The 25,895-nt window shown below is 60.6% G+C and carries 19 protein-coding genes; 8 read left to right on the top strand and 11 right to left on the bottom strand.

The features are described 5' to 3' along the window. The first annotated feature begins 97 nt into the window (after positions 1-97). Together PLU72_15245 and PLU72_15240 are read left to right on the top strand one after the other, a co-directional pair. Positions 98-859, top strand: a complete 762-nt coding sequence (locus PLU72_15245) for a hypothetical protein (protein HOT29533.1) — start codon at positions 98-100, stop codon at positions 857-859. A 301-nt stretch (positions 860-1,160) separates the two neighbouring features. Beyond that, a complete protein-coding gene (locus tag PLU72_15240; protein HOT29532.1) occupies positions 1,161-2,072 on the top strand; it encodes a hypothetical protein in 912 nt (303 codons plus the stop codon). Between the two features lie 468 nt (positions 2,073-2,540). On the opposite strand, the gene PLU72_15235 is transcribed toward PLU72_15240, so the two are convergent. From PLU72_15235 to PLU72_15200, 8 genes are all read right to left on the bottom strand, one after another. Next, on the bottom strand, positions 2,541-3,104 hold the full coding sequence (locus PLU72_15235; protein ID HOT29531.1) for a hypothetical protein: 564 nt from the start codon (positions 3,102-3,104) through the stop codon (positions 2,541-2,543). Between the two features lie 11 nt (positions 3,105-3,115). Further along, complete coding sequence (locus PLU72_15230; protein HOT29530.1) at positions 3,116-4,204, bottom strand: M23 family metallopeptidase; 1,089 nt, start codon at positions 4,202-4,204, stop codon at positions 3,116-3,118. A gap of 222 nt (positions 4,205-4,426) precedes the next feature. Further along, on the bottom strand, positions 4,427-5,326 hold the full coding sequence (locus PLU72_15225) for a 50S ribosomal protein L11 methyltransferase (protein HOT29529.1): 900 nt from the start codon (positions 5,324-5,326) through the stop codon (positions 4,427-4,429). A gap of 1 nt (position 5,327) precedes the next feature. Continuing rightward, positions 5,328-6,614 carry a tetratricopeptide repeat protein gene (locus tag PLU72_15220; GenBank protein ID HOT29528.1) on the bottom strand — a complete coding sequence of 429 codons (1,287 nt, stop codon included), beginning with the start codon at positions 6,612-6,614 and terminating at the stop codon, positions 5,328-5,330. Positions 6,615-6,671: 57 nt separating this feature from the next. Next, complete coding sequence (locus tag PLU72_15215; GenBank protein HOT29527.1) at positions 6,672-9,230, bottom strand: HEAT repeat domain-containing protein; 2,559 nt, start codon at positions 9,228-9,230, stop codon at positions 6,672-6,674. A gap of 18 nt (positions 9,231-9,248) precedes the next feature. Further along, complete coding sequence (locus tag PLU72_15210) at positions 9,249-10,856, bottom strand: HD domain-containing protein (GenBank protein ID HOT29526.1); 1,608 nt, start codon at positions 10,854-10,856, stop codon at positions 9,249-9,251. Positions 10,857-11,028: 172 nt separating this feature from the next. Continuing rightward, entirely contained in the window at positions 11,029-12,594 is a 1,566-nt protein-coding gene (locus tag PLU72_15205; GenBank protein ID HOT29525.1) for a bifunctional UDP-sugar hydrolase/5'-nucleotidase, read from the bottom strand. A gap of 468 nt (positions 12,595-13,062) precedes the next feature. Continuing rightward, complete coding sequence (locus tag PLU72_15200) at positions 13,063-14,094, bottom strand: hypothetical protein (GenBank protein HOT29524.1); 1,032 nt, start codon at positions 14,092-14,094, stop codon at positions 13,063-13,065. A gap of 281 nt (positions 14,095-14,375) precedes the next feature. On the opposite strand from PLU72_15200, the gene PLU72_15195 reads away from it, so the two are divergent. Beyond that, a complete protein-coding gene (locus PLU72_15195) occupies positions 14,376-14,975 on the top strand; it encodes a TetR/AcrR family transcriptional regulator (GenBank protein ID HOT29523.1) in 600 nt (199 codons plus the stop codon). 22 nt (positions 14,976-14,997) lie between these two features. On the opposite strand, the gene PLU72_15190 is transcribed toward PLU72_15195, so the two are convergent. Next, the gene (locus PLU72_15190; GenBank protein ID HOT29522.1) at positions 14,998-15,354 is read right to left on the bottom strand and encodes an STAS domain-containing protein; all 357 of its coding nucleotides are present in this window, start codon (positions 15,352-15,354) and stop codon (positions 14,998-15,000) included. A gap of 63 nt (positions 15,355-15,417) precedes the next feature. Beyond that, complete coding sequence (locus PLU72_15185; protein HOT29521.1) at positions 15,418-19,008, bottom strand: AsmA-like C-terminal region-containing protein; 3,591 nt, start codon at positions 19,006-19,008, stop codon at positions 15,418-15,420. Positions 19,009-19,154: 146 nt separating this feature from the next. Here PLU72_15185 and PLU72_15180 point away from each other — a divergent pair, with 146 nt between their 5' ends. The 3 genes from PLU72_15180 (at position 19,155) to PLU72_15170 (ending at position 22,075) form a co-directional block, all read left to right on the top strand. Beyond that, positions 19,155-20,630, top strand: a complete 1,476-nt coding sequence (locus tag PLU72_15180; protein ID HOT29520.1) for a hypothetical protein — start codon at positions 19,155-19,157, stop codon at positions 20,628-20,630. 107 nt (positions 20,631-20,737) lie between these two features. After that, on the top strand, positions 20,738-21,235 hold the full coding sequence (locus tag PLU72_15175; GenBank protein HOT29519.1) for a septal ring lytic transglycosylase RlpA family protein: 498 nt from the start codon (positions 20,738-20,740) through the stop codon (positions 21,233-21,235). 123 nt (positions 21,236-21,358) lie between these two features. After that, positions 21,359-22,075, top strand: a complete 717-nt coding sequence (locus tag PLU72_15170) for a hypothetical protein (GenBank protein HOT29518.1) — start codon at positions 21,359-21,361, stop codon at positions 22,073-22,075. Between the two features lie 69 nt (positions 22,076-22,144). Here PLU72_15170 and PLU72_15165 read toward each other — a convergent pair whose 3' ends face one another. Beyond that, complete coding sequence (locus PLU72_15165; GenBank protein HOT29517.1) at positions 22,145-23,098, bottom strand: hypothetical protein; 954 nt, start codon at positions 23,096-23,098, stop codon at positions 22,145-22,147. A 269-nt stretch (positions 23,099-23,367) separates the two neighbouring features. Between PLU72_15165 and PLU72_15160 the strand changes: the two genes are divergently transcribed. Both PLU72_15160 and PLU72_15155 read left to right on the top strand, forming a co-directional pair. Then, positions 23,368-24,408, top strand: a complete 1,041-nt coding sequence (locus tag PLU72_15160) for a hypothetical protein (protein ID HOT29516.1) — start codon at positions 23,368-23,370, stop codon at positions 24,406-24,408. A 27-nt stretch (positions 24,409-24,435) separates the two neighbouring features. Next, positions 24,436-25,758 (top strand): hypothetical protein, encoded by a 1,323-nt coding sequence (locus PLU72_15155; GenBank protein ID HOT29515.1) that lies wholly within the window; start codon positions 24,436-24,438, stop codon positions 25,756-25,758. Positions 25,759-25,895: the final 137 nt, after the last annotated feature.

The raw sequence follows: 25,895 nt of genomic DNA, 5'->3' as shown, positions 1-25,895 counted from the left end.
CCGAATCAGCCTCTGAAGAGAGGTTGAGGGGAATCAAACCAGTTTGGGAAACATCCGAGGGCTGAAACCCTGGAGAGTGAAAGGAGATTCTTTCTACATGAAGCGTATTGCCATCGTTCTCAGCGTGCTGTTCCTCATTGGTATGTCCGTTTCCGCCATGGCCGCCGAGAAGGTCCTGCTCCAGTACAACCCGGCCCCCGGCACCACGACCAAGTACAAGATGAACATCAACGGCAACACGGTCGTCACCGCCATGCAGCGCGCCCAGAAGACCAACCTCGAGACCAGCATGTCCCTCGAGCAGAAGGTCACCGGCGTCGACAAGAACGGCAACATCGAGATGACCACCACGATCACCGAAGGCACGATCACCGTGAACGATCAGCCGACCCAGCTCCCCGCGATCGGCCAGATCATCAAGGTCAAGATGGCCAAGAACGGCGAAGTCATCGAGTCTGAAGGCATGGATCAGCAGGCCAACTTCAACCAGATGCAGATCAAGTTCCCCTCCACCCCGGTCGGCGTGGGCGACACCTGGGATTCGACGATCGCCGCCAACCCCCAGATGCCGATTCCGCTGAAGGTGAAATACACCGTTCTCGGCTTCGAGACCGTCGATGGCCAGGAGTGCGTGAAGCTCGGTTCCAACGTCGTTTCCGAGCAGGGTGACACCGGCAGCATCAACCTGAACGTGAAGGCCGACGGCAAGATCTGGTTCGCCCACAAGACCGGCATCATGGTCAAGAACGAAGTCGTCAGCAACATGGTCATGGTCATGGAAAACGACCTGGGCGGCGGCAAGAAGGAAAAGATCGACACCCGCATGAACCTGACCCTCAAGATGGGCATGGTGAAATAATCCAAATCGGGGTACCGGACCTCTTGACGCTCTTCCGAACCGTTCGTATAATCGAATACAAGATTCACGGAACGGTCCTTGAAAAGCGAAGGGGAGTCCAGCAGTAACGCAGGTACCTCACGCTCAATTCGTTAAAGCTGGAACCCCGCTTTACCCGAGGCGGGGTTTCTTCTTTATACCCAAACACCCAAACCCAACCCTATTACCCAATCCAAACCATTTCATACGTCCTGGAGGTGTCCTGAAAGGAAGTCCATATCCGTTTCATTTCTGTTCCTACTCAACTGAAGGAGGAATCCATATGAGGTTGTATCGCAGCTTACTCAGGTCCCTTGCGACAACCTTGGCCGTTGTGATGCTCCTGACGTCGTTCGTGACCAGTGCCGAAGCAGGCCTGTTCTCGACGATCAAGGAAAAGGTCAAGGCCAATCCCGTTAAATCGGCTCTCATCGGAGTCGGTGTCGCAGGTGCAGCAATTCTCGCCGCTCCGACCATCGCGTCCGCCGTCGGATTCGCTGGTGGCGCAGTGGCAGCAGGCACGGGCGGAGCTGTCGCAGCAGTGGCAGGCGCAGGTGCAGGCATCGCCGGAATCGGCACCACGATCTGCGGTGGCGTTGCGGCCGCAGGCGGCTTCATCACCGGCGCTCTCGGTGGAATCGTCGGCATGATCGGCAGCCTGTTCTCCGGTATCGCCGGCTTCATCGGCGGCATCATCGGAAGCCCCCTGTTCATCCCCGCTCTCGTCATCGTTGGCGCGGCTGTCGCCGGCTACTTCATCTGGAAGAAGTACAAGCGCCAGAAGCAGACCATCGGCAACGGCAACAACCTGCCCGCGAGCAGCGTTTCCGCCAGCACTGGTGTTGTCACCATGCCTTCGACCTCCGGCGAAATCCCGGTCAGCGGTTCTCAGACCCCCGCCGCAGCCCCGGTCGAAACAGCCGTAGCCCCCGAAGTCGTTCCTGAAGTCGTTCCCGAAGTCGTCCCGGAAGTCACCTCCACCAACGCTTCCAGCGAGCTGAAGAACGCGCACGCCGAGTATATCAAGGCCTATAACAAGTATATCTCGATCGTGACCAACATCGGCGGGACCGAAAACCCCGACGAAGAAGTGCGGAGCAACATGCTGCGGTCCGATTCGCAGAAGGCGCTCAACGATTATCGCGAAGCCTACAACAGATACATCACTCTCCTTCGGCAGAGCAACTCGAAGTAGCCGCGATAACCAACATCCCCGGGCCGCAAGGCCCGGGGATGTTTCTTTGTACGCCCGGGAAGAAGGAGGAGATGAAACTTCCACAGAGAGGCTTTCAGACATCTCTGGGGATTCACCACGTCTCGAGAGCAAATCCGCTGTTGCCACTGATCAAACACATGTCTCAGATCAAGGCCCGTCATCATCTGCACCTCGACGTCTCCACCGTGCCTCCCCGCCTCACAAGGAACACGACACTGTGATGCACACTCGACGCCGTTCGTCCTGGATGGGGATCGACGCATGAAATGCCCCTCGCCCGCTTCGGGAGACTCAGGACAGACTTCGACGCATCAGGGGAAACTCCGGAGATATGCATCTGCAGGTTTCCTGGGGATGACGGGCGGCCAGGTCGCCTGAAACAGATTCCGGGACGTGATACGGAATGTTGAGTTCGGTATCACGTCCCGGATTTCAAGTTCGATTCGACTATTGGGAGCGGAAATCCACCACCTGCAGGGTCCGATGGATGACGGGCCGTGGCGAATCCATTCCTTCCACCTGCTTCGCCAGCCATCCCGGGATGGCCTTGTTGAAGAAGGAACGGGTGTAGGCTGAGTCTTTGCCCTGCCGGATCCAGCTTTCCTCCACGCGACATTTCATCTTTCGGCCGGCGATCTCCAGCTCCTCCAACCCTCCCTGCACGATCTCGGCTTCGGGAACGTTCGCGACCATCGGGTCGCCGCCGGAGACACGGGCGAGATACTCGATCCGCTCCGTGCGAGCCGGCTGTGCAACACCCCGCTCGAATTCGGCAGTCGCCTTTTCGAGAACGACCTTGTCATCGTTTCGCTCGAGGAGAGTGAAGGTGATCTGGGTCTCGATCAGAGTTTCATCCCAGTGGAGAACTTCCTGGTAGCGAACCATTGCCCCGGGCTGGAACGTCTTCCAGCGGGCGAAGGCGGGATTCTCGACGTTATTTTCCGCCCACGATGCGGAACCCGTCGCCAGAAGAGCCAGGGTCAGAACCACGATCATCAGAGTATTCTTCATAGTTTCCCCCTTCATCCGCGGAGGGCGTCCGCAAGCTCGAACGGATCCATGAACCCGCCAGAATCGCCGCCGCGCGAGTAAAAGATACTGATATGCAGGTGTGGCACGTTGTTGGCGATGCCGACATTGCCGACCAGGGTCCCGGCCTTGACCTGCATCCCTGGCTTGAGATTCAGGTTGCGGCCGGAAAGGTGAGCATACCAAGATTCCGTGCCGTCGGCGTGGCGGATGCGAACGGCGCCGGTATGGTTGCCTGGGCCTTCCCAGGCGCTGTGCCCGGACGGGTCGTTATAGACGACGACGCCGTCCTTGACCGCATAGACAGGAGTACCGACCGGGGCGTGAATGTCACAGCCGTCGTCGCCAGCATAGGGAGAAATCCTCCCCGTGGGACAGGGGTTGACGAATCCAGAGGGAAGAACCCTTCCCGCGCCGGGCGCCGGAGTGGGCTGGGTGGTCGGGGTGGAGGGCGGCCGGCTCGTCGTCGAACTGGGCAGGGAACCGGCCCTGCGGATCATATCATCGGCATAGCGGATCAGGTCTGCGTCGGCCGGATTGCCGAAGGCTTTGAGCCGGTTCAGATAGGGGGTGACCCAGGCGACGGTGGCAGCCGCCTGCGGGTCTTGGTTCTGAACCCGTTGCGCCAGGCGGGAGATGCCATACCGGACATCGTTCAGGACGCTCCTTCGGTCGCCATCGGCCGCGGTGGTCGAGGGAGTGGTTGAGGCTGTGTTCGAAGCAGGAGGCGCGTCAGCAATCGGGGTTCTCACCTCCCCGACGTTATTGGAAAAGATTCCCGCCAAGGCACGGAAGAGGTTCGAGAGAGCCGTGAGCAGTCTCGAGAGGGAATCTCCAAAGGATTGCAAGAGAGTGTCCATCTCCGCAAGATCCGACTGGGAACTTCGGTTCGCCTGAGCGTTTTCCCCTGATGGAGTCGCGGATTGGGAGGCGAGGGTGTTCACGGTGGCCGTGTTCGACACCACCGTTCCCGTTGTCGGGACAAAGCCGTCAGTATCGAGGTCTTCTGCCATCACAGGCGTGACGGCAACGAGGAGGAGGAGAAGGAATGCGAATACCATCCGGGTGTTGAAAGCATTCATGGCTGTAGCCTCCTGATTCTGGTATCAGAAGATAAAACGAATTCGATCCTGCTCATGTTACTCCTCATCGCATAAGGAACACGACAATCTTCTCGGCTCCTCGGTACCGCTCATGCCGAGGTATCGAAGCATGAACTGTCTCTCGCCCCATCGGGAGATACAGTCCAGACTCTGATATTTCAGAGTGAACGGAGTATCGATTTTCATTTGTCTATTCCCGTGTCAGATGCGTGTGCAGCGAAAGGCGTGCCAGTCGGACTCGGTGATTTCCTCGTCGAGGCGCCAGGAAGCGGCTTTCAAGGCTTCGCGCACGCGCGGGGCGTTGGCGTCGTTTACGCCCGAGAAGACTCCCCACGCGCCCTGCCTGGTCCAGCCAGCCAGCCGGGCCAGGTGTTCGACGAGAACCGGCGAGGTGATATTCGCGGCGACCCCGTCGGCAGGCCATTTCGGCTCGAACGCAGCCAAGTCGCCGCACATCATCTCGACTCGCTTTTCAAGCCCGTTCAGCGCGGCGTTTTTCCGCATGTTCTCGACCGCGGCGCCGTCGATTTCGAGCGCCGTAACGGCGGCAGCGCCGTGTTTCGCGAGGTAGAACGCGAGAATCCCGCTTCCCGCGCCGATGTCGAGGAACCGCCCCCCTTCGGGCTTCAGCTTCGCCAGAAGGGTGAGGCACAACCGGGTGGTTTCGTGCGTCCCGGTTCCGAACGCCATTCCCGGGTCGATCAGGATCACGGTCGCTCTCGTCTCGTTTTCGAGCGGATCGGCCCACGGAGGGCGCACGACGATACCATCCCCGACGCGGATCGGCTGGAAATGCATCCGGAACCCTTCCATCCAATCCTGGTTGTCAGGGTAATCCCGGACTTCGAGTTTCACCGCCGCAGAAACGCCTTCCCCGGCGAGAAACCTTTTTATTTCATTTTCTATATATGCCGGATCCTGTTCCACCGTTGAGACGAGGAAGCTGACGATCGTCTCGCCCGTGAAGCAGAAATCCTCTTCCCCGCCGCCCGTGTCCTCGATCTGGGGGCTCGAAAAGGTGATCAGGCCGAGCCGCTCCGCCAGCCCGCAGAGAGGCTCTTCGAGGTCATCCGGAGCGGTGATGTCGAACCGGCGGAGCATCTCAGCGACCCTGCAGGGCGCGGATGCGCGCTTCGGCCTTTTCCAGCAGGCTTTTTGCGATGCCGGGAAGGGCCTTCAGCTTGCGGTACGACGCGAGGGCCTTCTCGAGCTCTTCGAGCGACTCATAGGTCTCGCCGAGGCCGAAGATCGCATAGGGATCGGCGGCGTCCTTTTCCCGGAGTACCTTCTCGAAGGTGTCCCTGGCCTGCTCGGGCAGGCCGGCCAGGAGGAAGGTGCGGCCGAGGCTGTTCATGGCGTAGACGTCGTCGGGCTCGTATTTGAGGCTGAAGAAGAAATGCCAGATCGCCAATGCGTATTCCTTCCGCTCGCGGTAGACCTTGCCCATATTGTAATGAGCGAAGGCGTAGTCGGGCTTCACGGTCAACGCCTTCTCGAGGTACTTGAGCGCCTCCTCGAGCCGGCCCTGGAGCAGCAGCAGCTTGCCCATGTTGTTGAGCGTGAAGGGATCCTCGGAGTCGAGCGAGATCGCGCGGGCGAACTCGATCTCCGCTTCTTTGAACATGCCCTTGTCGAGGAAGATCACGCCGAGGTTCTTGCTGATGGACAGCTTGTCCGAGCCGGTCTGGAGGGCCGCGTTGAAATGGGCGGCGGCCGTCGCCGGGTCGCCGCCTTCGAGACACAACCGCCCGGCGTAGTAGTGCGCCTCGCTGTTGTTGCCGTCGATCGACAGCACCTTGTTGAGCCACGTCTGGGCGCCGCCGGAGTCGCCTTCCTCAAGCGCGATCCGGCCGAGCAGCACCATCGCGTTGAGGTTCTGGGAATCCTTCCGGAGGATCTCCTGGGCAAGCCGCGTCGCCTCGGCCGCCTCGCCCTGTTCGAACTGGACCGTTGCGAGGCTGAGCTTGTTATAGAGATCGTCGGGCGAGACCCTGAGCGCCTCGCGAAGGGTCTCGATACACTTGTCGGTGTCGCCTCGCATGCGATAGGCAAGCGCGAGCGAGTTGCGAGCGTATTTGTCCTTCTTGTCAATGCTGACGGTGTGCTCGAGGGTCTCGATCGCCTTCTCGATGTTGCCCTGCTCGAGATAGGTGTTCCCGAGCAGGTAGTTGGTGTACAGATCCTCCTGTTTGAGTTTGAGGGACTGCTCGAGCAGGTTCATCGTGCGGGAGAAATCGCCTTTCTCCTTGTGGATCATGGCGATCTTGTTGATCGTGTAGATATCGTTCGGCTTTGCCTTGAGCGCCTCTTCGAACAGTTTCAGCGCGTCGTCGAACCGTTTTTCTTTCAGAGCGTCGTTGGCCAGCCTGTAGGCCTGATCGAAATCCATGCCGCAACCCTCCTGAGAGCCTTACACTCTCGTATGTAGTGATATATATTATCTCATCTATGAGTCTATATCCAGGTCGGCCTTCAGGGCGGTCAGCGAGGCGACGACCTGGCGACGCACCATGGGATCCTTGTCGGAAAGGGCCGTGATCAGGGGTTCGACGCCCTGCGCCATGCCGAGCTTGCCGAGGGCGTATGCCGCCGAGGCGCGCATGTTGCGGTCGGGATCCTTGATCATCGTGGTCAGCAGTTCGAAGACGCGCAGGTCGCCGTATTTGCCGAGGGCGATCAGGATGTTGGCCCGAACGCGGTTGTCCTGCTCGTCGACGAGCAGGTTCAAAAACTCGTAGACCTTCTTGCCGCCGATCGTTTCGAGCGCTTCGACGGTATTCGCCTTGACGCGCCGGTCGTCAACGCGGAGCTTCTCGGCGAGAATGGGAACGTGTGCCTCGTTGCCGATCTTGCCAAGCACGCTGATCGTCTTCGACAGCACCTTCGCTTCGGTCTCCTCGCTGAGGGTCCGGACGACGAAATCGAGGATGCCCGCGGGTCTCAACCGTTCGAGGACGTCCATGACGTGGTAGCGTATGTTTGGATCGGGGTCGGCGAACCACTGGAGAAGCTGGTCCACGTGCTCGATGCGAGCCTGGCCCTTGAGGACCTTGAGGATGAGCACCTTCGTCCAGGGCGAGGAGTCGGGGAAGATGCGTATAAGCGTATCGATAGGTTTGAAACCTCGGAATATATATGCACGCACCCGGCCTTGGTCGCTTGAGGCCAGCTCGAACTCGTCGAGCGTCGCCACGTCCTTGAGCAGGAACGAGGTTTCCTCGCTGATGATGATCTCGTCGATGTCCTGAACGTCGGAGAAGGTCCGCACATCGAGCATTCCCTCGCCGAGCCAGATCATGTCGCGGCCCTCGTCGTCGATCGCGCCGTGGACGACCTCGAGGGCGTGCAGGGTGAGGCGCGGGGTGAACGGGGCCTCGCCGCGCTTGAGGAACGACTGGTCGAGCATCTGGGCGGCCTGGACGGCCTGCATCAGCGCTTCGTGCCTGTTCTGCTGAGCGAACAGGACGAGAATCCCGGCCATGTGAACCTGGATGTGACAGCCGGAGCCCGGCTGGCACACCTGACGAACGGTCTGGTAGAACTCGCGAACGAGGGCCAGCACCTGCGGGCCGCTGTTGCGGTTGATCGCTTCGGTGAGGCCGCTGAAATAGGCGAAGATCGCGACCGCGAACACCTTCTCGCCGGTCTTTTCCTGGGTCGTCACCATGCGGAGGGTCTTGTCGACGATGCTCTTGCTGACGTAGTTCTGCAGCCCCCTGCCGAGCAGGTCGCGCTCCTTCAGGCTCATCAGCATGAAGTTGTAGGCGTGGGCAAGCTGGCCGAACTCGTCATTCCGGTCGATGAACACCTGCTGGCGCAGGTCGCCGGCGGTCACCTGCTCCATCGACTGGATGAACGTGCCCAAGTCATGCGAGACGCGCTGGGAGAGCAGATACACGAGCAGGAGCGAGATGATCAGTGCGACGAGGAAGATCAGGGTGAGCCTGTTCCGGAGGATGCCGAGAGGGCCGTGGCCGGAATCGTTCCGGAGGCCGAGCCGAAGCGTTCCTAGGCGGTGCTGACCCTCGATGATCGGCACCAGAACCTCGTACATCCCCTCCTCCGCCATCCGGACCATGATGGGCATTTCGGAGTTGAGGCTGCGGGAGTAGGCCGAATCGGGGTCGAAGGTGGCCCCCTTCAGCTGGGGATCGGAGTGGAAAAGATACTGTTCGTCCTTGGCGACGGCAAGAAACGCGTAGTTCTCGTCGAGATCGAGGAGCGTCTGCATCTCGCGCAGGTCCCCTTCCTCACCGGCCTTGAGGAACCGCTTCGCGGCGAGGCTGACGACTTTCGCGACGGACATGCCATGCTGGACGAAGCTCTGACGCCAGTGCCGCTCGTACCATTCCTGGATCGTCATGCGCGAGGAGAGGAAGAGGAGAAGCACGATCAGGCCCGTTCCGCCGAGCCAGGCCGTGCTGAGCCCCGAGGCGTTGCGCTTGCGGATGACCCAGAACGTGATGAGACCGAGCAGCAGCGTCGAAAAGATCAGCAGGTTGCGAAACCGAACCTGCCGGATTTTTTCCTCTTCGTCAGCCCGGAAGAAGCCGACGCGGACGATCACCTTGCGGTTGCTCTCGGTGACCAGCGGCATCGCCGCTTCGACGAGGGGAATCGTGCGCGACAGGTCCTCGTGCTGGATCAGGAGCAGGTGCGTGCACTGGAGGGCCTGGGTTTCGATCTCCTGGAGAGACTCGACGGCGACCAGGCCGCTCTCGGCCTTCGCGAGCACTTCCCCGCTCGGCTGCTGCACGACGGCGTAGGCGACCGCCTCTTCGGCGAGCAGGTTGGCGAGGCGGGGCGTCAGGTCGGCGCGCCGGTTCATGAGGTCGCCGATCTCGCGCGTGAGAAGCTTGATCAGCATGGCGTGGCGGTTCTGGTAGCGCGTCTGCACTTCCTCGATGTCGGCCATGGTGAAGTAATACGCGAAGCTCGAAAGCGTGATCAGGATGAGCGCCAGGAACGCGCGCTCGATATACCGTCCGTGGGCTTTGAAGGGCATGGCTGCTCCCGTTCAGGTTCAGGCGTCTGAGGCCACCGCGGCGGTACGAGCCGCGGCGTTCCGCATCATCGTCACGAAGACATCCACGAGATCCGGGTCGAACTGAGTTCCCCGGCATCGGATCAGCTCGGCGAGAGCCGTTTCCATGTCCATGGCCTTCCGATACGGGCGGTCAGAGGTCATGGCATCGTAGGTGTCGCCAATCGCGATGAGGCGGGCGCCGTGTGGGATGTTGTGCGTGTCGATGCCGTCGGGATATCCCCGCCCGTCGAACCGCTCGTGGTGATGCCGGATCAGAGGGATGACCGGCTCGAGGAACTCGACGCGGGCCAGGATGCGGACGCCGAGTTCCGGATGCGACTTGATGACGTTGAATTCCTCGTCGGTCAGTCTGCCGGGCTTGTTCAGGATCGTCTCGGGAATGCCGATTTTCCCGATGTCGTGCAGCATCCCGGCGAGCCTGACGTCTTCGATCGCCTTCTTTTCGAGGCCCAAGGCGATCGCCAGCTCGACGGAGTAGTTCGTCACACGCTCGGAATGGCCGCGCGTATAGCTGTCCTTCGCGTCGATCGCCTGGGTGAGCGCCGAGAGCGTGTCGAAATACGCACGCTGGAGATTCTCGAACAGGTCGGAATTTTGTATAACGAACGCTATTTGATTCCCGAGAATCTTGAGCAGATCGAGATCTTCGGGCGTATACGGCTCGTCATGGTGTTTATTGCAGATCTGGATGACGCCGAGGAAGCGGTCTCCCGGCTTCATGGGGATCGCGATGGTGTTCCGAAGCCTCACGCCTTTCACCTTCCCCGGTTCGGTGCGGGCATAGGGTCCCGAATCGAGATGCTCGAGCGTGACCGGCTGCTGCGAGGCCCCGACACTCTGGATGAGCGGCGAAAACCCCGATTCGGGTCCGTCGGCGAACCGGCCTTCGCCGGCGGCCGTCTGGACGCGCTGGAACGACGGTGCCTCGCCCGTGCCGCGCACCAGGTAGATCGCGGCAACGTCGCTGTTCGTCCCGTCGCGGGCGATCGAGAGGAACTTGTCGACGAGGCTGTCGAGCCGGATGTTGCTCACGATCTCCTTGCCGAGAATGAAGACGTTGCTCAGCACCATCAGCCGCTTGAACATCTTCTCGTAGAGAATGGCGCTTTCCAGGGAGGAAGCGGCCTGCCGGGCGAGAATCGGGAGGATCTCACAGACGTTCTCCGGCGCCGAGGCGTTCAGCTTGAGACCGATGATGCCCAGCATGCGGTGGCGACGGATGAGGGGAAGGACGATGAAATCCTCGATCGTGATGAGCTCGCACTCGGACTCCTGCCAGCGCTCGTATTCCGTCTTGAATTGTTCCCGGATGCGGTTCATCTTCTCGTCGAGGATCAGATTGGAAATCCGGATGTCGAGCAGGGACGGGTCGCTCCTGGTGAGGGCGAAGAACGACGCCTCCGCCTTGCAGAGGATCAGGGCCTTCTTGAGAATTGCCTTCAGCAGCGAGTCGAGTTCGATGAAGAACCCCGTCTCTTCGAGGCTGAGAAGCTCCTGTATCTGGGCCTTCAGGAGCTGATTCTCGCGGAACAGGTTTTCCTGCGCCCCGCTCGGTTTTTGCATGAACCAGGAAGTGCTAAACATGACGATTGCGCATTGTATCACGGTTCACCGGCTTACACAAACCGGCTTCGATCAGGACGGGAAGGGAACCGGCCTGCATCCTCGGCAACACGGGCGGATCACGATCCGCCCCTACGATACTGAGGTTGCCCCCCCGATGCGCCCGTAACAGGCCCGGAAAAGATGTTCAGGGTCAGGGAGTTTCCTTGATGATGCGGTTGTCGGTCGAAAGTTCGATCGGGCCTGAGGCGCAACGGCGGAGGATGTATTCCTTGACCACCTCGCGTTGGATGGGGCCGTATTCGCGATTGCGACCGCGCTTGAAGCCCCTGAACTCGTCGCCTCCCTCGGCAAGAAAGCTGTTTACCGCGATCTTGTAGGCCTGCGCGGGATCGAGCGGTTTTCCGCCGACCGTCACATCTTTCAGATCGAAATCGTCACTCGACCGGTTCGCGAACGTGTAGGTCCCGCCGGAGATCTGGAGGACGCCCCGACGCAAAGACGCAGACGTCGTGAGGACCTCGAGGAGATCCTGACCGGAGAGGGACATCGTGACTACCTGGTTGTCGAAGGGCAGCACGTTGTAGAGGTCGCCGAGCGTGAACGCGCCTTTTCGGATGTTGCTCTGAACGCCGCCGCTGTTCTGAAGGGCAAGATCGGCGCCCGTCATCTCGCGCATGGCGTCGGCGACGAGGTTGCCGATGGGGCACTCGGCATCGTATCGGCGCTCGTAATCGGCGGCGAATTCCCCGACCGGCTCGGTCTTCAGCCGGGTGATATCGCCAACCGCACGCTGAAGCAACGCTTCCACCATCGGATCGGGAGTCACGAGATCGGAGCAGATCGGGATGCGCCGTCCGCGAAACGACGTCACGCCCGTGCCAGGAAGCACGTCCAGATCGAGGACATCGATCTCCTTGCCCTGGTTATACCCGCTGACCGTCTTGATGACGATGCCGTCCTCCTTCGCGGGCGGCGGCGCATCGACGTTGAAGTCGATCATGCTGATGACGTCCGGGGCGGCCGCGACGATCGCATCCCATTCGGGCTTCCCGATGCGTTCGCGATCGATCAGGCTCAGCAGAACCACCAGGTCGGCGCCTTTTCCCCGCAGACGCTTCACCGCGACGGCGATCTCCGGGCCGGGGGGGAGAAAACGCAGGCCGTTCACATTTCCGCGGGCCGTCAGCTCCGGCGTCGTCTCGGGAGTCAGTCCCAGAACGCCCACGCGAAGCCCGTTTCCGGGAGTGAGCAACAGCTCGGGCGTCATGAATCCCGGGGGAGAATCGGAGCCTTCTTCGGTGATATTGCTTGAAAGCAGGGGAAATTTCGCCAACCGCGAAAGTTCTTCGAGACGCGAACGGCCGAAGGTGAACTCGATATTGCCGATCAGCATGGCATCGAGGCGAAAGGCGTTGAGCGCCTCGACGATCGCCGATCCGCGCGTGAAATAGGCGTCGGCCGTGCCTGAAATTTCGCTGCCGACGGAAAAGATGCAGAACGGGTCGCCGGAAAACGATGCAACGAGCGACTGCAGTTTCGCCGCTTTGTGCGCCGCCCCGCCCATTCGCTGGTCTCGGTAGGGAGCAAACCGCGCCAGGAACGGCTGGATATGCCCTTTCGAGACGCCCGTGAAAACGAGGTGGAGTCGCCGTTCGCCGAGGGGCCTCATCAGCCACCAGACGGTCACGGCAAGAATGACCACCCCGAGGAGGAAAACGAAAACAGAAAACCGTCGATATGAGCGTTCTTCCGACATGCCGCCATTGTATCCATCCCCCCATCCATTGGCAACCCCACCATAGATCGCGTCGCACACCGGAAAAACTACGCACCACAGAGATACTCCGTTGAAAAGAACGAGGTTTTCAGGAATGGATCCGCAGATGAAGGGCAGATAAAAACCTGATGCAGAGCCGATGAGAACGAACGTTTGAAACGAGTTTTTTTTCGCCAGGGATCGGAAACTCCGGGGGAAGAAGGTTTTCAGAGTTTCATCTGCGAAATCTGCTTCATCAGCGTCATCTGCGGATTGGTTCTCAACGTGAACCACACATACCAGTCACGGAGACACAGGTTTTTTCCTGGGATGGGCCGCACCACCTGTTGCAGGGGCGGGATTCACCCCCGCCCCGCCAGGACAGCGAATGATATATTCCATTCAAAATATAATAAAACCGCCCCGCCGGTTTTCCCGGAGGAGCGGTTCTGAGAGGGTGGTTCGTGCTTAGAACTTGTTCATTTCCTGGAGGCGAGCCTTGTAGGGATTATCGGTTCCGCCCTGGGCGGCTTCGTGGCGGATGTTCGCCTTCACGGCGGAGATGACGTCGCTGATTTCAGCGCGGTCGGCCTTGGTATAAGACCCGAGGTTGCGAAGGAACGCCGCGTAGTAGATGCCGCTCTGGCCTTTGTTCTTCGCGAGATCGTTGATCACGACCTTGACCAGGAGCTTCGAATCGGCTTCGCGATCGTATGCGAGGAGCTGGTAGTCAGCTTCGATATCGGCCGCGTTGTTCTTCTTCGCCTTTTTTGCGGAAATGGCCTGGGCTTTGACCGCATCGGCATCGGAACTGAGGGTCACGAGATCGTTCATAAGCATGCCGATCGTGCGTTTCTGACCGGAGGATTCCCCGCTCTGGCCGGGCTTCGGAGTCCCCTCATCGGCCGGTGGCTGATCGGCCGGGGGCTGCTCAGCCGGAGGCTGTTCAGCCGGAGGCTGCTCGGCCGGAGGCTGTTCAGCCGGGGGCTGCTCGGCGGGAGGTTCTTCAGCCGGGGGTTCTTCGGCCGGGGGCTGCTCGGCAGGCGGCTCTTCAGCTGGAGGTTCCCCGGCGGGAGGTTCGTCAGCAGGGGGCAGAGGAGGAAGCGGAGCGGGATTTCCCTGGCCCTGGTCATTCCCCTGGCCGGGATGATTGCCCTGGCCGGGGTTATTGCCTTGGCCGGGGTTATTGCCGCAGCTGCCCTTGATATAGCGCCAGTGGCCCTTCACGTGCTGGCCGTTCTTGTTGTAGTGTCCGCAAACCCAGACCCGGTTCTTGCGGCCGGTGATCTTCTTCTTCACGGCAACGTGGGTGTCCATGATCTTGTTCTTGATCTTGTCGCCGACCTTCACGAACGCCCGGCCGATTTTCTGGAAGAAACCGACCTTCTTCTTCGCTTTGCAATGGCCCTGCCCGGGGTTCCCGGCGGAAACGTCAGCGGCTCCGATGAGCCCGAACGCCAGGGTGAGCATAAGAATGTTCTTCAGGATGCCCGACTTCATTGGTGTCCTCCTTCGAATCTTTTCGTCTTGTTTTTCATCTCATTTCAGCGGACACGATAATGCGAGCAACATTTGTACCATGATCGAACATCGCTGTCAGACACTTCTTTCGCCGTCTTCGCGAAAATTCTGTCAGGAAATTAGCATCGGCAAGGCCTTTTTCAGCAACCCGGGAAACGATGTGAAAACCAGACCGAGCCGTGTGCCCCTTGACATCGAAGGTTCGGAGGTCTATAGGGTGGACATGCGTTCGAAGCTCCGTATCATACCCGGAGGCATATATGGCAACCCCGAAACAGATCGCCCGAGAAACCCGGATCATCACGGCGGCCTTGTCCGAGTTCTGCAAGCGAGGATTCCATCTTGCGAACGTCGACGCCATCGCGGCCGCGGCGACCGTCGGCAAGGCAACGATTTACCGTCATTACGCCAGCAAAGAAGGTCTGTTCATGCAGGTCTTCGATCATATCCTCGATAATATAGAAAAAACGATCAGGGAGCGGACGGACTTCACCGATTTCAGGAAGGGGTCGGAAATCGCCATCAATTCGTATTTTGAGATGTTCGCGACGTCCCCCATGATCTTCAATTTCCTCAGGATTTTCACGGGCGACGAGTCGATTCCCGAGGGAAACATGCGAAAGAAGCTCGCCGAACGGTATCTTTCCCGATCGCTCTGGCCGGTCGAGGAGATCAAGCGCGCACAAGCGTCCGGGCAGATCAGACGGGACACCGATCCCGAACTGGTGATGCAGGGGATCCTGGGGATGCTGCATTTTCTCATCTACCACTGGATCCGAACGGGAAGGCCGGAACGCATCACCGACAACACGAAGCTCGTGATGACGCTCCTGTTCGAAGGGCTGCTTCCAAAAGTCTGATGCAGGGCGCAGATCCCGCCGCTCACATGAGCGCCTGGACTTCGGCCTCCTGGACGTTGCGGCAGGATTCGGCATAGAGAAGAATCCCGACCATTTCAAACACTTTCAGGTTGAGGTCCGTCAGTCCGGCAAAAACGAGGCGACCGCTCTTTTCATCGACGATTTTCTCGGCGATCTCCAGAATCGAGGCCACGCAGGGGCTCGTGATCGACACGGCAAGGCCGAAATCGATGACAAACCTCGTCACGCCCTGATCGAGTTTTTCCTGAACGAGCCTGAGGATCGCCGCTCCGGCCGCTTCATTGAGCGGACCGTGAGTGTAAATGAGCGTGACCGCACCGCGATTTTCTGAACGCAGGGAAAATTCCGTCGTATTCATCAGCCTTCCTCTTCGAGGCTAGAGATTACCAGATTCCGGGAAAATAATCATCCAGGGAAACGATTATTTGAACTTGAACAGTTTTTTCAAATCTTTCTCGATATCCTTGAGTTCCTTCTTGATCTGCTTTTCGGGGGGAAGCGGCTTGGGCTGCGTTGCAACAACGGGGGCCGGTGCCGACGCGGGCTGGGCGGTGCCGGTGACGACGACGGGGGAAGATGCCGGTTGAGCCGCGCCGGTGACCCCGGCAGGGGCCGGCGCCGTGGCCACCGGTGCCGGGTGCGGCTGAACAGGCTCCTGGGCAGGTTTCTTGCCGCCAAGGATTTTCCCCAGTTCGCCGCCGAGAATGTCGCCTATCCCCTTCTTTTTCGCCTCGGGTGCAGCGGCGCCGGTCGTTCCTGACGCAACGGGCTGGGGCGCCTGTTCCTTCTTTCCGCCCAGGATGTCCATCAGGGCGTCTTTCGCCTTGTTTTCGGCGGCCTTCTTCAGGAGCTTGTCGAGGCGCAGATCGACGCCGGGAGACAGGAGGCTTCCGCGCACCCCGACGGGGATTTCGAGACTGGGCTGGTTGCCGACGAGGTCGCGAAGCACCTTGCTTCCCTGGCAGATTTCGCGCGGGAGAACCAGGTTCGCCGTTCCGTCGAGCGTCGTGTCGAGACCCACCGAGCCCTTGTAGGAAAGCTGGCCGAAGGGACTCTTGAACACAAGATCGTCCGAGTTCATGCGGCCGTTTTTGAAGACAAAATGTCCCTGGAGGCTCTTGACGACGCCGCTCGACAACTGGGACAAGTCGACGGCGTTGAAGATCTGCGCCGCGACCGGCGGGGCCTTGTAGCTGCCCGAGGCCATGCTCATTGTCGAGGCACCGTCGAGCGAGTTGAGGCCGACGGTCGTGCCGGTGGCGATGAAGCTCATGTCGAGGCCTCCCTGGAGAACATTTTTCATCGTCGTGTTCGTGGCCAGGAACTCCTGCGTTTGGAGCGATTTCACCCGGGTATCGAAGCCGAACCGGATCGGCGTTTCCCGGACGAACACCTTTCCCGATGCAGTCATTTCACCGCTGAACAGATTCGCCCGGGCGCCGGTGATCGCGAGAATCCCGTCGGTGAAGCGGAACGGCGCCGTCAGGTCGGTGAACGGGAACTTGAACGTGGAGCCGCCCTTGGAAACGGGCGCCTCGAACACGCCCGACGGCAGTTTCGCCGCGCCGTCCACCACGATCTTTGCGATCGGGCCGGAGATCTTTCCCGCACCCGTGCCGGAGCCCTGGGCCCGGTAACCGGTGCCGGCCAGGAAAAATTCGCCGATATCGGTCAGGTCCAGCGGCTGAACGTCATACTGGAACGCCATCTTGAAGCCGGACCAGCTCTCCATACGTCCGACGAGCCTGACCGTCGAGCTTCCCCAGCCCATCTGCAAACCTTCGGTCGTGAGACCGCGCTGGTCGAACCTGATCGGTCCGACGATGCCCCGGATCGGCCGCAAGATCGCCGGATGCGTCAATCCCGCCCCCGCGAGGACGGCGTTGCCGGAGAACTCGGGCTGGTCTGCCGAGCCCTTGACCACGATGTCGAGATCGGCCCGTCCGTTGAACCCGAGGTCCGCCGGGAAGTCGGGAACGTTGCTGGCAATCAGGGTCCTGATCTCGCCGAGATCGGCGTTGTGAAGCGTTCCGGAAGCCGCCACGCGCGGCTTTTCGAGGTAGTCCGCCAGGGAGCCGGCAATCGCCAGCTTGCCGCCGAAGATATTCGCGGCGAGCCTGCCGATGGTGATTTTGTCCGGGTCGATCGCCGCAGTCCCTGAAATGCCGGTCACATGCACGCCGTGGGCCGCGATCGAGAAGTCCACATTCGTCAGTTCGAGCTTTCCGGCAGGCTGGGGCTTTTTCAGGCTGCCGCCGATCGTTGCGTCGACGACGGCCGTTCCCGAAAGGCGGGCCTGCTTCTTGAACAGGGCGTTCTCGATCGGAAGCGCCTCTTTCAGCGCCGCCAGGTCGGCCGTGGCATTGGCTTTCAGGTCGAACGACGGATCGGCCCCGTTCTTGACCGATCCCTGCAGGGTCGCCGTCATGCCGAGAGCGCTGCCTTTGCACTCCCGGACCGCGATCGTTCCGCTTTTCGCGTTGACGCGCGTGAGCGTCAGCTTGAGGGCGTCGAGCTTGACCGGCGACATGCCCGGCGCGGGCACGGCCCGGATACTCCCGCCCTCGAGTTCGCCCGTGAGCGTCGGGCCATCCGCGTCGATCTCGACGCTTCCGGTGAAGGCGGCCGTGCCTTCCGGTTTCGCCCGAAGAACGGCCTCAGGAATGAACTTTTTCAGATCGCCGGTGAGAACGGACATATCGAGGCGTATGGAAAGGTCGCCGCGGCCGGTCATCTTCGCGATATCCACCTTGCCGGCGTCGGATTTCACGGTGATGCCGCGAATCTCGGCCGCCAGTTTTTCCCACTCGACCCGGCCTTCATCGTATTTCACGCCGCCCTGCGCCAGCTTGAGCGGCGCCGGCAGCATCGCGTGACGCACGACGAGCCCCTGCGGCTTCGCCCACGCGGAGATATCGCGCATCTCGCCGCCGGCGATGCCGAACCGGACCTCGCCGCCCAGCCGCCCCTCGTCGATCTTCACGTCGGGCATCGGCGGCAGGTATTTCCCGGCGAGCTCCATCAGCCGCTTCACCGGCAGCGGCTCGAGGGCGATCGTCGCCGAGCCCTGGAGCGGCGAGAGCGATGCCGCCTCGAACTCGCCCTTCACGTCGATGTCCGGCGTGCATTTGAGTGACACGTTCCGCACCGAGAGCCTGCCGGAGCCTGTCAGCACAACATCTGCAAGAAGGCTCGCCACGCCGAGGCCGGCCGGCAGTTCGACGGAAGCGGGAAGAACCTGCCGCAGGGTGCCGACCTCGATCCCTTCGATGTGGATCTTCGCCTGAAGCTTCTCAGGGGGTCGCAGCTCGCCTTTGATCGCGACATTCCCGATGCCCTCCACCGTGATCTTGGTGTCGATCGGCAGGGCGGTTCCGGAGAGGGACTTTTTCACCAGCAGATGCGGCATGACGGCCGCAAACGCTTTTTTTGCCGCAAGATCGTCGAGCGAGACCCGCACCTGCTCGATTTCGAGTTGGCGCAGCGGCAGGCCGCGCACGTCGAAGTCGATGCCGGCGGAAGGCTCGGCAGGTTTGGCTCCCGAGGCAGCCGTCATGCCGGGGGGAAGGACGACGGAGCCGTCCTCCGCGCGCGTCAGTTTCGCGGAAACGGAGGAAACGAAGACGCTTTCCAGCATCACCTTTCCCGAAAGGAGTTCGAAGAAATCAGGGGTCGCAGCAGCCATGCCGATTTCGACCAGAGGCAGCGTTCTCGAGGCGGGATCCCCGACGCGCATCCCGGTCATGGTGATCGTCGGCCATCTGAGGCTGACCTCGCCCACGCTCACGGGAAGACCGAGGGCCAGCCCGGCGCTCGTCTCGACCTGTTTCTTCAGGGCTGCAGGGTCGAGATACGTGATGTAGGCGTAATACGCGACCCCGACGACCAGCAACACGATGAATCCGACAGCCGCCAGGAAAATGCCGATCAGCCTCGCCCTGCTCGAACGCGGTTTTTCTTCGCTTTCGGGGGCGGTGGTATCGATGATCGCCTCTGGGGTGTTCGTATTCATGATGATGTGCCTCCATATCGGGTTGAAAAGGTCAGGCCTGGATGTGCGCGGCCAATGATACGCCAGTTCGCCTTCCGTGACCAGAGGGTAACCGGCGCACTTCGGGAATCCGGTCGCAAAGCCGAAGATAGAACAGGGAGAAGAAGGTGGTCATCCGTACATCCATGCGCGAAACACGATCGACAACCGGCCGGCGATCCTCTCGATTCTGGCTCCATCGCTTGACGGCGCTTTTTGCCGCCGTTCTCGCGATGCTGTTCGCCGCGGGCTGCGACCAGGGAAACCTGCGTTTCAACCCGTTACCGGTCGGGGAATATTATACACTTTCCGGAACCGTCAGTCTCGCAAGTCTCCCCGTCGAGGGAGACCTCGTCGATACCGGGGTCATCAACCCTTCCCTGCTGGTGATGAGCGATTACTCGAAATTCCAGCTCATCGCCGGTGAAAAATCCGCATGGGCAGCGAAAGACGGCACGTTCACCGTGTCAAAGGTCCCCTATTCCGCGGAGCTGGTTCTCGAAGCGAAAGCCGGGAAAGTAGCCCTGCGCCGGCGACTGTTTCCCCGCGATCTCCGGGAAACTGACACGACACGGCTTTCCGTGACCGTCGACACCACCGCCGTCGCGCTCATTTGGGAACGCGCGCACCAGATGGGGAAAGAACTCACGGAATGGGATATCGCGACCCGGGAGTTCGAGCCCTACGTCGCGAGCGTGACGCGCGCCATCCGGCTTGCCCTGCAGATTCAGCCGTCGGCCGTCCCGAAAACGATTCTCGACCTCGAGATGGTGAAAACCCCCGTTCTCGCCGCGGCACAGGCGATTCAGCCTTGCGAATCAACGCTGCGCGAGGCACACCGGGTTCTCGAGAACGCCGTTCTCAAGGAAAATCACGACCTGATTGCCCAGTATGTGTCGACCTCGTTTACGAACGACTGGGATTCGTCGGCAAGCTGGCTCGACCTGCTCACAAAGACAGCCTCGTACTTCGACGCCTACGACTTCTCGGTTGCCTCCTGGACGATCATCGACATGGAATTGATGCCGGGCGGCCGTGCACGAATACGGATCGCCGCCGAGGCGTTCTGGAGCAACTTCTTTTCCGGAACCGACGGCTCGACGGGCGTCTATTATTCCGACGTCTACTGGCAGCGTGAGGGCACCTTCTGGAAGATCGTCCGGAACATGCCTTACAAGGCCGGAGACCCGCGCCAACTCGGCGCCGACGCCCGCTGGGGCGAGATCGCGGCGGCCCACGTCCGGCTTCAGGCCGCGCTCGGAAGCGAGAACCTCGACGTTCTTCGGGAGCTCGTCTCGGAAAATTTCGGGAACGACTGGGACTCGCACAGCACGTTCAGCGATCTCATCGAGACCGCCCAGGCGCGTTTCAACGCCTGCGACGTGAAGATCGCGACCTACGCCATTGAATCGATCGCGTTCAACGGACCGGACCTCGCCACCGTTCGCTGCTCGGCGCAGGTGCGGGTCATCAGGCTGGTTCCGGGCGTCGATGTCGACTCGGGCCCCATCAGCGCCGTCATCACCTGGCGCCGCGAGAACGGAACCTGGAAACTGTTCCGGAATCTCCCCTACCGTTTCTCTCACCCCACGAACATCCGCTGATCATCAGCGTATCCGAAGGTCGGACCGGCGGGTTGACAGCCGGGAGCGATTTTCTTATGCTTTTATAACTCAGATACGATTCGATCCATCAACGGAGGTATTGAGTTTTGACCGTACGATCAATCGCAGCAGTCCTCGTCATCGGCCTGTTTTTGACCGCAACCGCACATGCGGCGCCGATCCCGATCACTGATGTCGCCGCCAGGATGAACAAATCCGTCGATTCGAATACCGTCTATCAGAAAAATCCCGGCATCGAAGTGTTGGTCGAGTTTGGTATCGCATCCTGGTATCACTGCCCCACCAAGCCCGAAAAGATCGACAACAGGCAGCTCGGAATCCGCGACATGATCTATCCCATCGCGCACAAGACCCTACCGTTCGGGACCCTCGTGAAGGTGATCAACCCCGCGAACGGGAAAAAGATTCTCACCCGCGTCATCGACCGCGGACCGTTCATCGCCGGCCGCATCGTCGATCTCGACGAACATGGGGCCAAAGCTCTCGGCATCAGCGGCGTCGGCCGCGTCGTGACGAAGATCTTCAAGGTTGATCACGACGAAATGGCCTCGGCGAAACAACGGGCTGACCAGAGCCATCTGTAATCGATCAGCGTTTGGGCGGCTTATACAAAGCCGTTCCGACCGCTCCGGACAATCCTGAACCGGCTCTTTTGCGGTCGAGGCGGGTTGTCGTCCGGCGGTCGTGAACGGACGAAAGGAAAAACAATGAATTCACAGTTTCGAGTTTCCGGTCTTCTGCTGGCGGGTTTTCTCACGCTCGCGGCAGGAACTCCGGCATCAGCGCTGACCGAAGACGGCAAAAACCTGCTGGAACGGATTCGCAGCAGGATCGAAGCGAAAGAGGCCGCTGCCGCCGCGCCGGTCGAAACCGTCGCCCCGCCCGCCGAATTCGAGACCCAGACGCCGCCCGCCCAGGAGTTCGAGCCAGGGTCGATCGTGACCGAGCCTGAACAGGACGAAAAGCAAAAGGCGCCCGCGAAGAAACCCAGAAAGCCGGCCGTTCCGCGGAGCGAACACAAGAACGAAGCCTCCGCAAGCGAGAAGACTGACCGCGGAACTCGAAAAGAAGCCTCCAAGCCCCTGTTCCCGCCTGCCGATCTCCCCGTCGCCCCGACCGCTTCCGCGGCAATCGCAGCGCCCGCAACGGCGGACACCCCCCAGGCGACCGCCAACGCCCCGGCCGGCGCCGGCTCTGGACGCAGTTTCGGAGAATTGTCTGATGCCGAGCTGATCCAGTATGCGCAGGATCACATGTGGTCGCAGGAAAAGAGCCGCAAGCACAATCCTCCGTGGACTCCTCCTTCGAAGCCGAAAAAAAAGAAAGACGAGAAGCAAAAGGCGGATACCACCTCGGCGAAGAGCGATGCGAAAAAGGCCGGCTCCGCACAGACAAAAAAATCTGCGGCCAAAGGAAAATCCTGACGAGTGCACGTCAAAACGGCGGCGGATTCCTTTCGGATTCCGCCGCCGTTTTCCTGGAACTGAAACGGCTTACTTCAGGGCCTTGAGCCTGCGAATGATCTCGGGATTGTTCGGATCGAGCCTGAGCGCTTCGGTCAGGATCGCCTTCGCCTCGGCGGCCTTTTTGGGGTCTTTGATCTCATCTGCGATTTCGAGACGCACCTGGACGTGGAGAGGGTTGTAGGTGGGGGGCACATTCGCGGCCTTGAGGATGGCAGCCGCCTTGGTTTCATCCATCTCTTTCACGAGGCCTGGCGACCGGGCGCGGATGTAGTCGATCTGCCGGATCGCGGTCTTGTCGTCGGGATCGAGCCTGCGCGACAGCAGATAGCAGGCGAGGCCGGGCTTCAGGTCGCGGCGTTCGACGAACAGGTAGCCTATTCCCCGGAGGGCGGCCGCAAAATCCTGGGGATTGTCGGCCAGTTCGAGAGCCTTGAGATACGTGATGAAAATCGTGGCCGTCTCGACCGGGGATTTCTGGTGATGCATCATGAACCCGCGCTCGACGTAGAACGCCGCGCGGACCGGGTCCCAGAAGATGGCTTTCTGCAGAAACTCAAGGGCTTCGTCAGGTTTCCCCTCCTGGAAGCTGATCATGGCCAGGAAATAATACCCGTCGGCGATGGGCTGTTGCGTCCAGGTCACCTCGACGTTGCCCCGCCCTTCCTTTTCGAGCATCTTCTCGTAGAGTTTCTTCCCCATGAGATTTGCGAAGCTCCGGGTGACCGCGTTCGGCGTGTCGACCAGTTTCTCGCTTCCAAACACCATGTCATTGGCAACGGTGCGCGCTTCGGCGTAGTTGCCCGCCTTGATCCGTTCCATGACGGTGATCATCATCTGGTTCGCGAGGACGATCGGGTTCACGGCTTTCGTCTCGGAAGCGGCTGCGGGAGCGGCGGAAGTGCCGGCCTTGGGAGCCGCCTGTGCGGGAATGACCATGGCGAACGCCGCGGCGATCAGGAGAGGAGGGAGAATATGACGCATCGGTATTGTTCCTTTCGTCGATCGATAGGGCGCAATCATACCCTCACCCCACCTGTAATGCAAGAGGGAACGGACCATGCCCCGATCGGCCATGCGCCGCTGACGTTTCTCTTGCGATGTCTGAATTTCCGGCAGGAAAAGTGACGAAAAATCGACACCGGAGGCCCGGGTTCATCATGGAACAAGCCTTCAATGAGGGACACCACTGCGGCATATCTCTTGCTTTATACAGGGAGTTCAGAATTCCGGCCTTTTTGAGGAGGATGAGCATGTTCCGACGTTTTTGGACAGTCGCGGCGATGGCCGTTCTGGCCGTCACCCCGGCGGTGGCCTTCGATGCGGACGCGATGAAGGCGGCTCTCGAGGATCTTTCCCAGGGAATCGCCCAGTCCGCCTACACGATGAACGAGACGGATGCCGCATCGCGCGAGGCATATACCACCGTTGCCGCGCAGACCGAGCGCCGCGAGCAGGCTCTGGGCCGCATGATCGGCGACATCGAGAACGCCGGCGACCTTCAGGCGGCCCTCGAAACGGCGCAGACCTTTTCGGCCGGGAAGGGAGAACTCGAAGCGCAGACGTCCGCCGTCGCCATCCAGATGCTGAAAGAACGCGCGGCATTCCTGAAAGTCGCTGATTTCCGGGCTTCCGACGAACTCGTTCGCGCGGCGAACGACGTCGCCTCGACGGAAACCAGCCGCGCGGCCTCTTCCGAACTGCTGCTCAGCACCGTCCAGCGCGGTCTCGTCGTCATCCAGATGCCGATCGTCGAAGCCGTTCTCTCGGTCGACGACAACAAGGAAAACCGCCGCAACGAGCTGATCAGGGAGATTTTCGACCGGCACGAGTGCAAGGTGATGGCGTCGTATGTCGACGAGAGCGGCGACAAGCCGGTCACCAACTACTACGTCTCCGGTCGCAAATACGTCATCGAAGCCCTGATGCGCAATTACAAGGGCGTCGCGGTGGCGAACGACCTCAAGGCGGTCATGGTGTTGACGACCGGCGGCTTCTGGGGCAAGCAGAGCATCGAAGTCACGGTCGAGCCGACCCGCGACGCCCCCGAGAAAGGCTCGCTGGCCTGGTATCAGACGGTCATCGAGAAAAACCCCTACGGCTGGATGGCGGACAATCAGTATAGCCGCATCGCCCAGCTCGGCAAGGTCGAGTCCGTGGGCGGCGAGCAGAAGCTCCGCCTCAAGAACGCCAAGGCGCAGATCTGGGTCGTTCCGGCGGGCGGCACCCGCAGCGACGCCATCTATTACAGCGAGTCCGACTTCGGCGACCTGTATGTGAACGTCGGGCGCTGACGACCGGGAAAGAGAGGAAGGACAACGATGAATATCAAACGCTATACCTTGAGCATCCTGGCCGCCGGTCTTCTGTTCGTCCCCGCGACCCTTTTCGCCGCCGACACGTCCGATATCGAAGCCCTTGAGAAGCGGCTGATCCAGAAGGAGACCGAACTGCTCGAGCCCGAGCTCAAACTCGACAGGCTGTATATCGAGCGAAGCAAGCTCGACGGCTTCGGCGGCGTCTTCCAGGGCAGCAAGAAAAAAGCTCTCGAAAAGCAGATCGCCGAGACGTCGGAGACGATCAGGTCAATGTATTCCGACATGAAGGACCTTCAAAAGCAGGTTCAGGAAATGGTCTTCAACGTCGCATCGACGCTCGAAAAGAAGGGCGAATACCGGAAGGCCATCGAGTATTACCTCAAGATCGACCGGCAGGACGACACGGTGCGCGGCCGCATCGCCGGCTGTTACAAGGCGCTGAAGGAGTACGAACAGGCCATCCAGTGGTTGCTCAGAATGGCCCGCTCCGATGAGAATTTCCTCGAGATCGCCGACTGTTACCGCCTCGACACCCGCATGAAGGACGCGATCGAGTGGCTGTTCAAGGTCGTCGAGCTGATCGACGGCAACGCGGCCGAGCTCACCGCCCTCGCCCAGCTCGAGTCATGGAACTACCCCGGCAAATTCAGCGATTACCCCGACTTCAATCAGCGGTTGTCCGACGTGTATCTGTCGAAGGCCGTCATGAACGCCCAGTATGACTTCAACGGCGCGAAGGCCGATTACGCCAAGGCCGCCACGCTCATCGCCGGAAACGGCGATCCGAAGTCTGCCAGCCTCGGCATCGTGGCGCGCACCCGGAGCCAGCACGACGCATCGATCGAGATGCTCAATCAGCAGCGGGAAGCGGCCGAGCGCAACTACGAGAGCATGCTGCGCGACGCCCGGAGCGACTACGACCGCGCCGAGCAGCGGTATCGCCAGGCCCAGTACGACGGCGAGCGCGAATACGAACGCCGCGTCGAGCATGCCCGCCGCGAAGTCCAGCGGTCAGAAGAGGAACTCCGGCGTCTCCAGTCGCAGGCGTCGCCCTCGGCCGAACTGATCGACCAGGCCCGCCGCACCGTCGAGGAAAACCGCAGACGGTACGATTACACGATGCGGAACCGAGCCCAGATCGTCGACGAGTACGTCCAACCCTACCGCCGCGAGATGGACCGGGCGATGGACCGGTATCACGACATCATGAACCGGCGCACGCAGATCATCGAGGAATATATCGCCCCCTATAAACGCCAGGTCGAAATGGCCCGCAAGCGCCTCGAGGTGATCAACAGCCTCCACCAGGCAACCTACGGATACTGACAGAAAACGCGGTTTTCGCCCGATCGCCCCGGCCCACGGCCGGGGCGATCATCGTTCTGCCGATTCATCATCTGCCGCTGTACATCCTGGCGGATATGTGGTACATCTCTGAAAGAATACATTCCTCCATCAATCGG

The organism is Candidatus Ozemobacteraceae bacterium, from assembly GCA_035373905.1.
GTDB lineage: Bacteria > Muiribacteriota > Ozemobacteria > Ozemobacterales > Ozemobacteraceae > MWAR01.
Note: the sequence above shows the minus strand (reverse complement) of the source record. Positions and strands in the feature narration are given on the sequence as shown.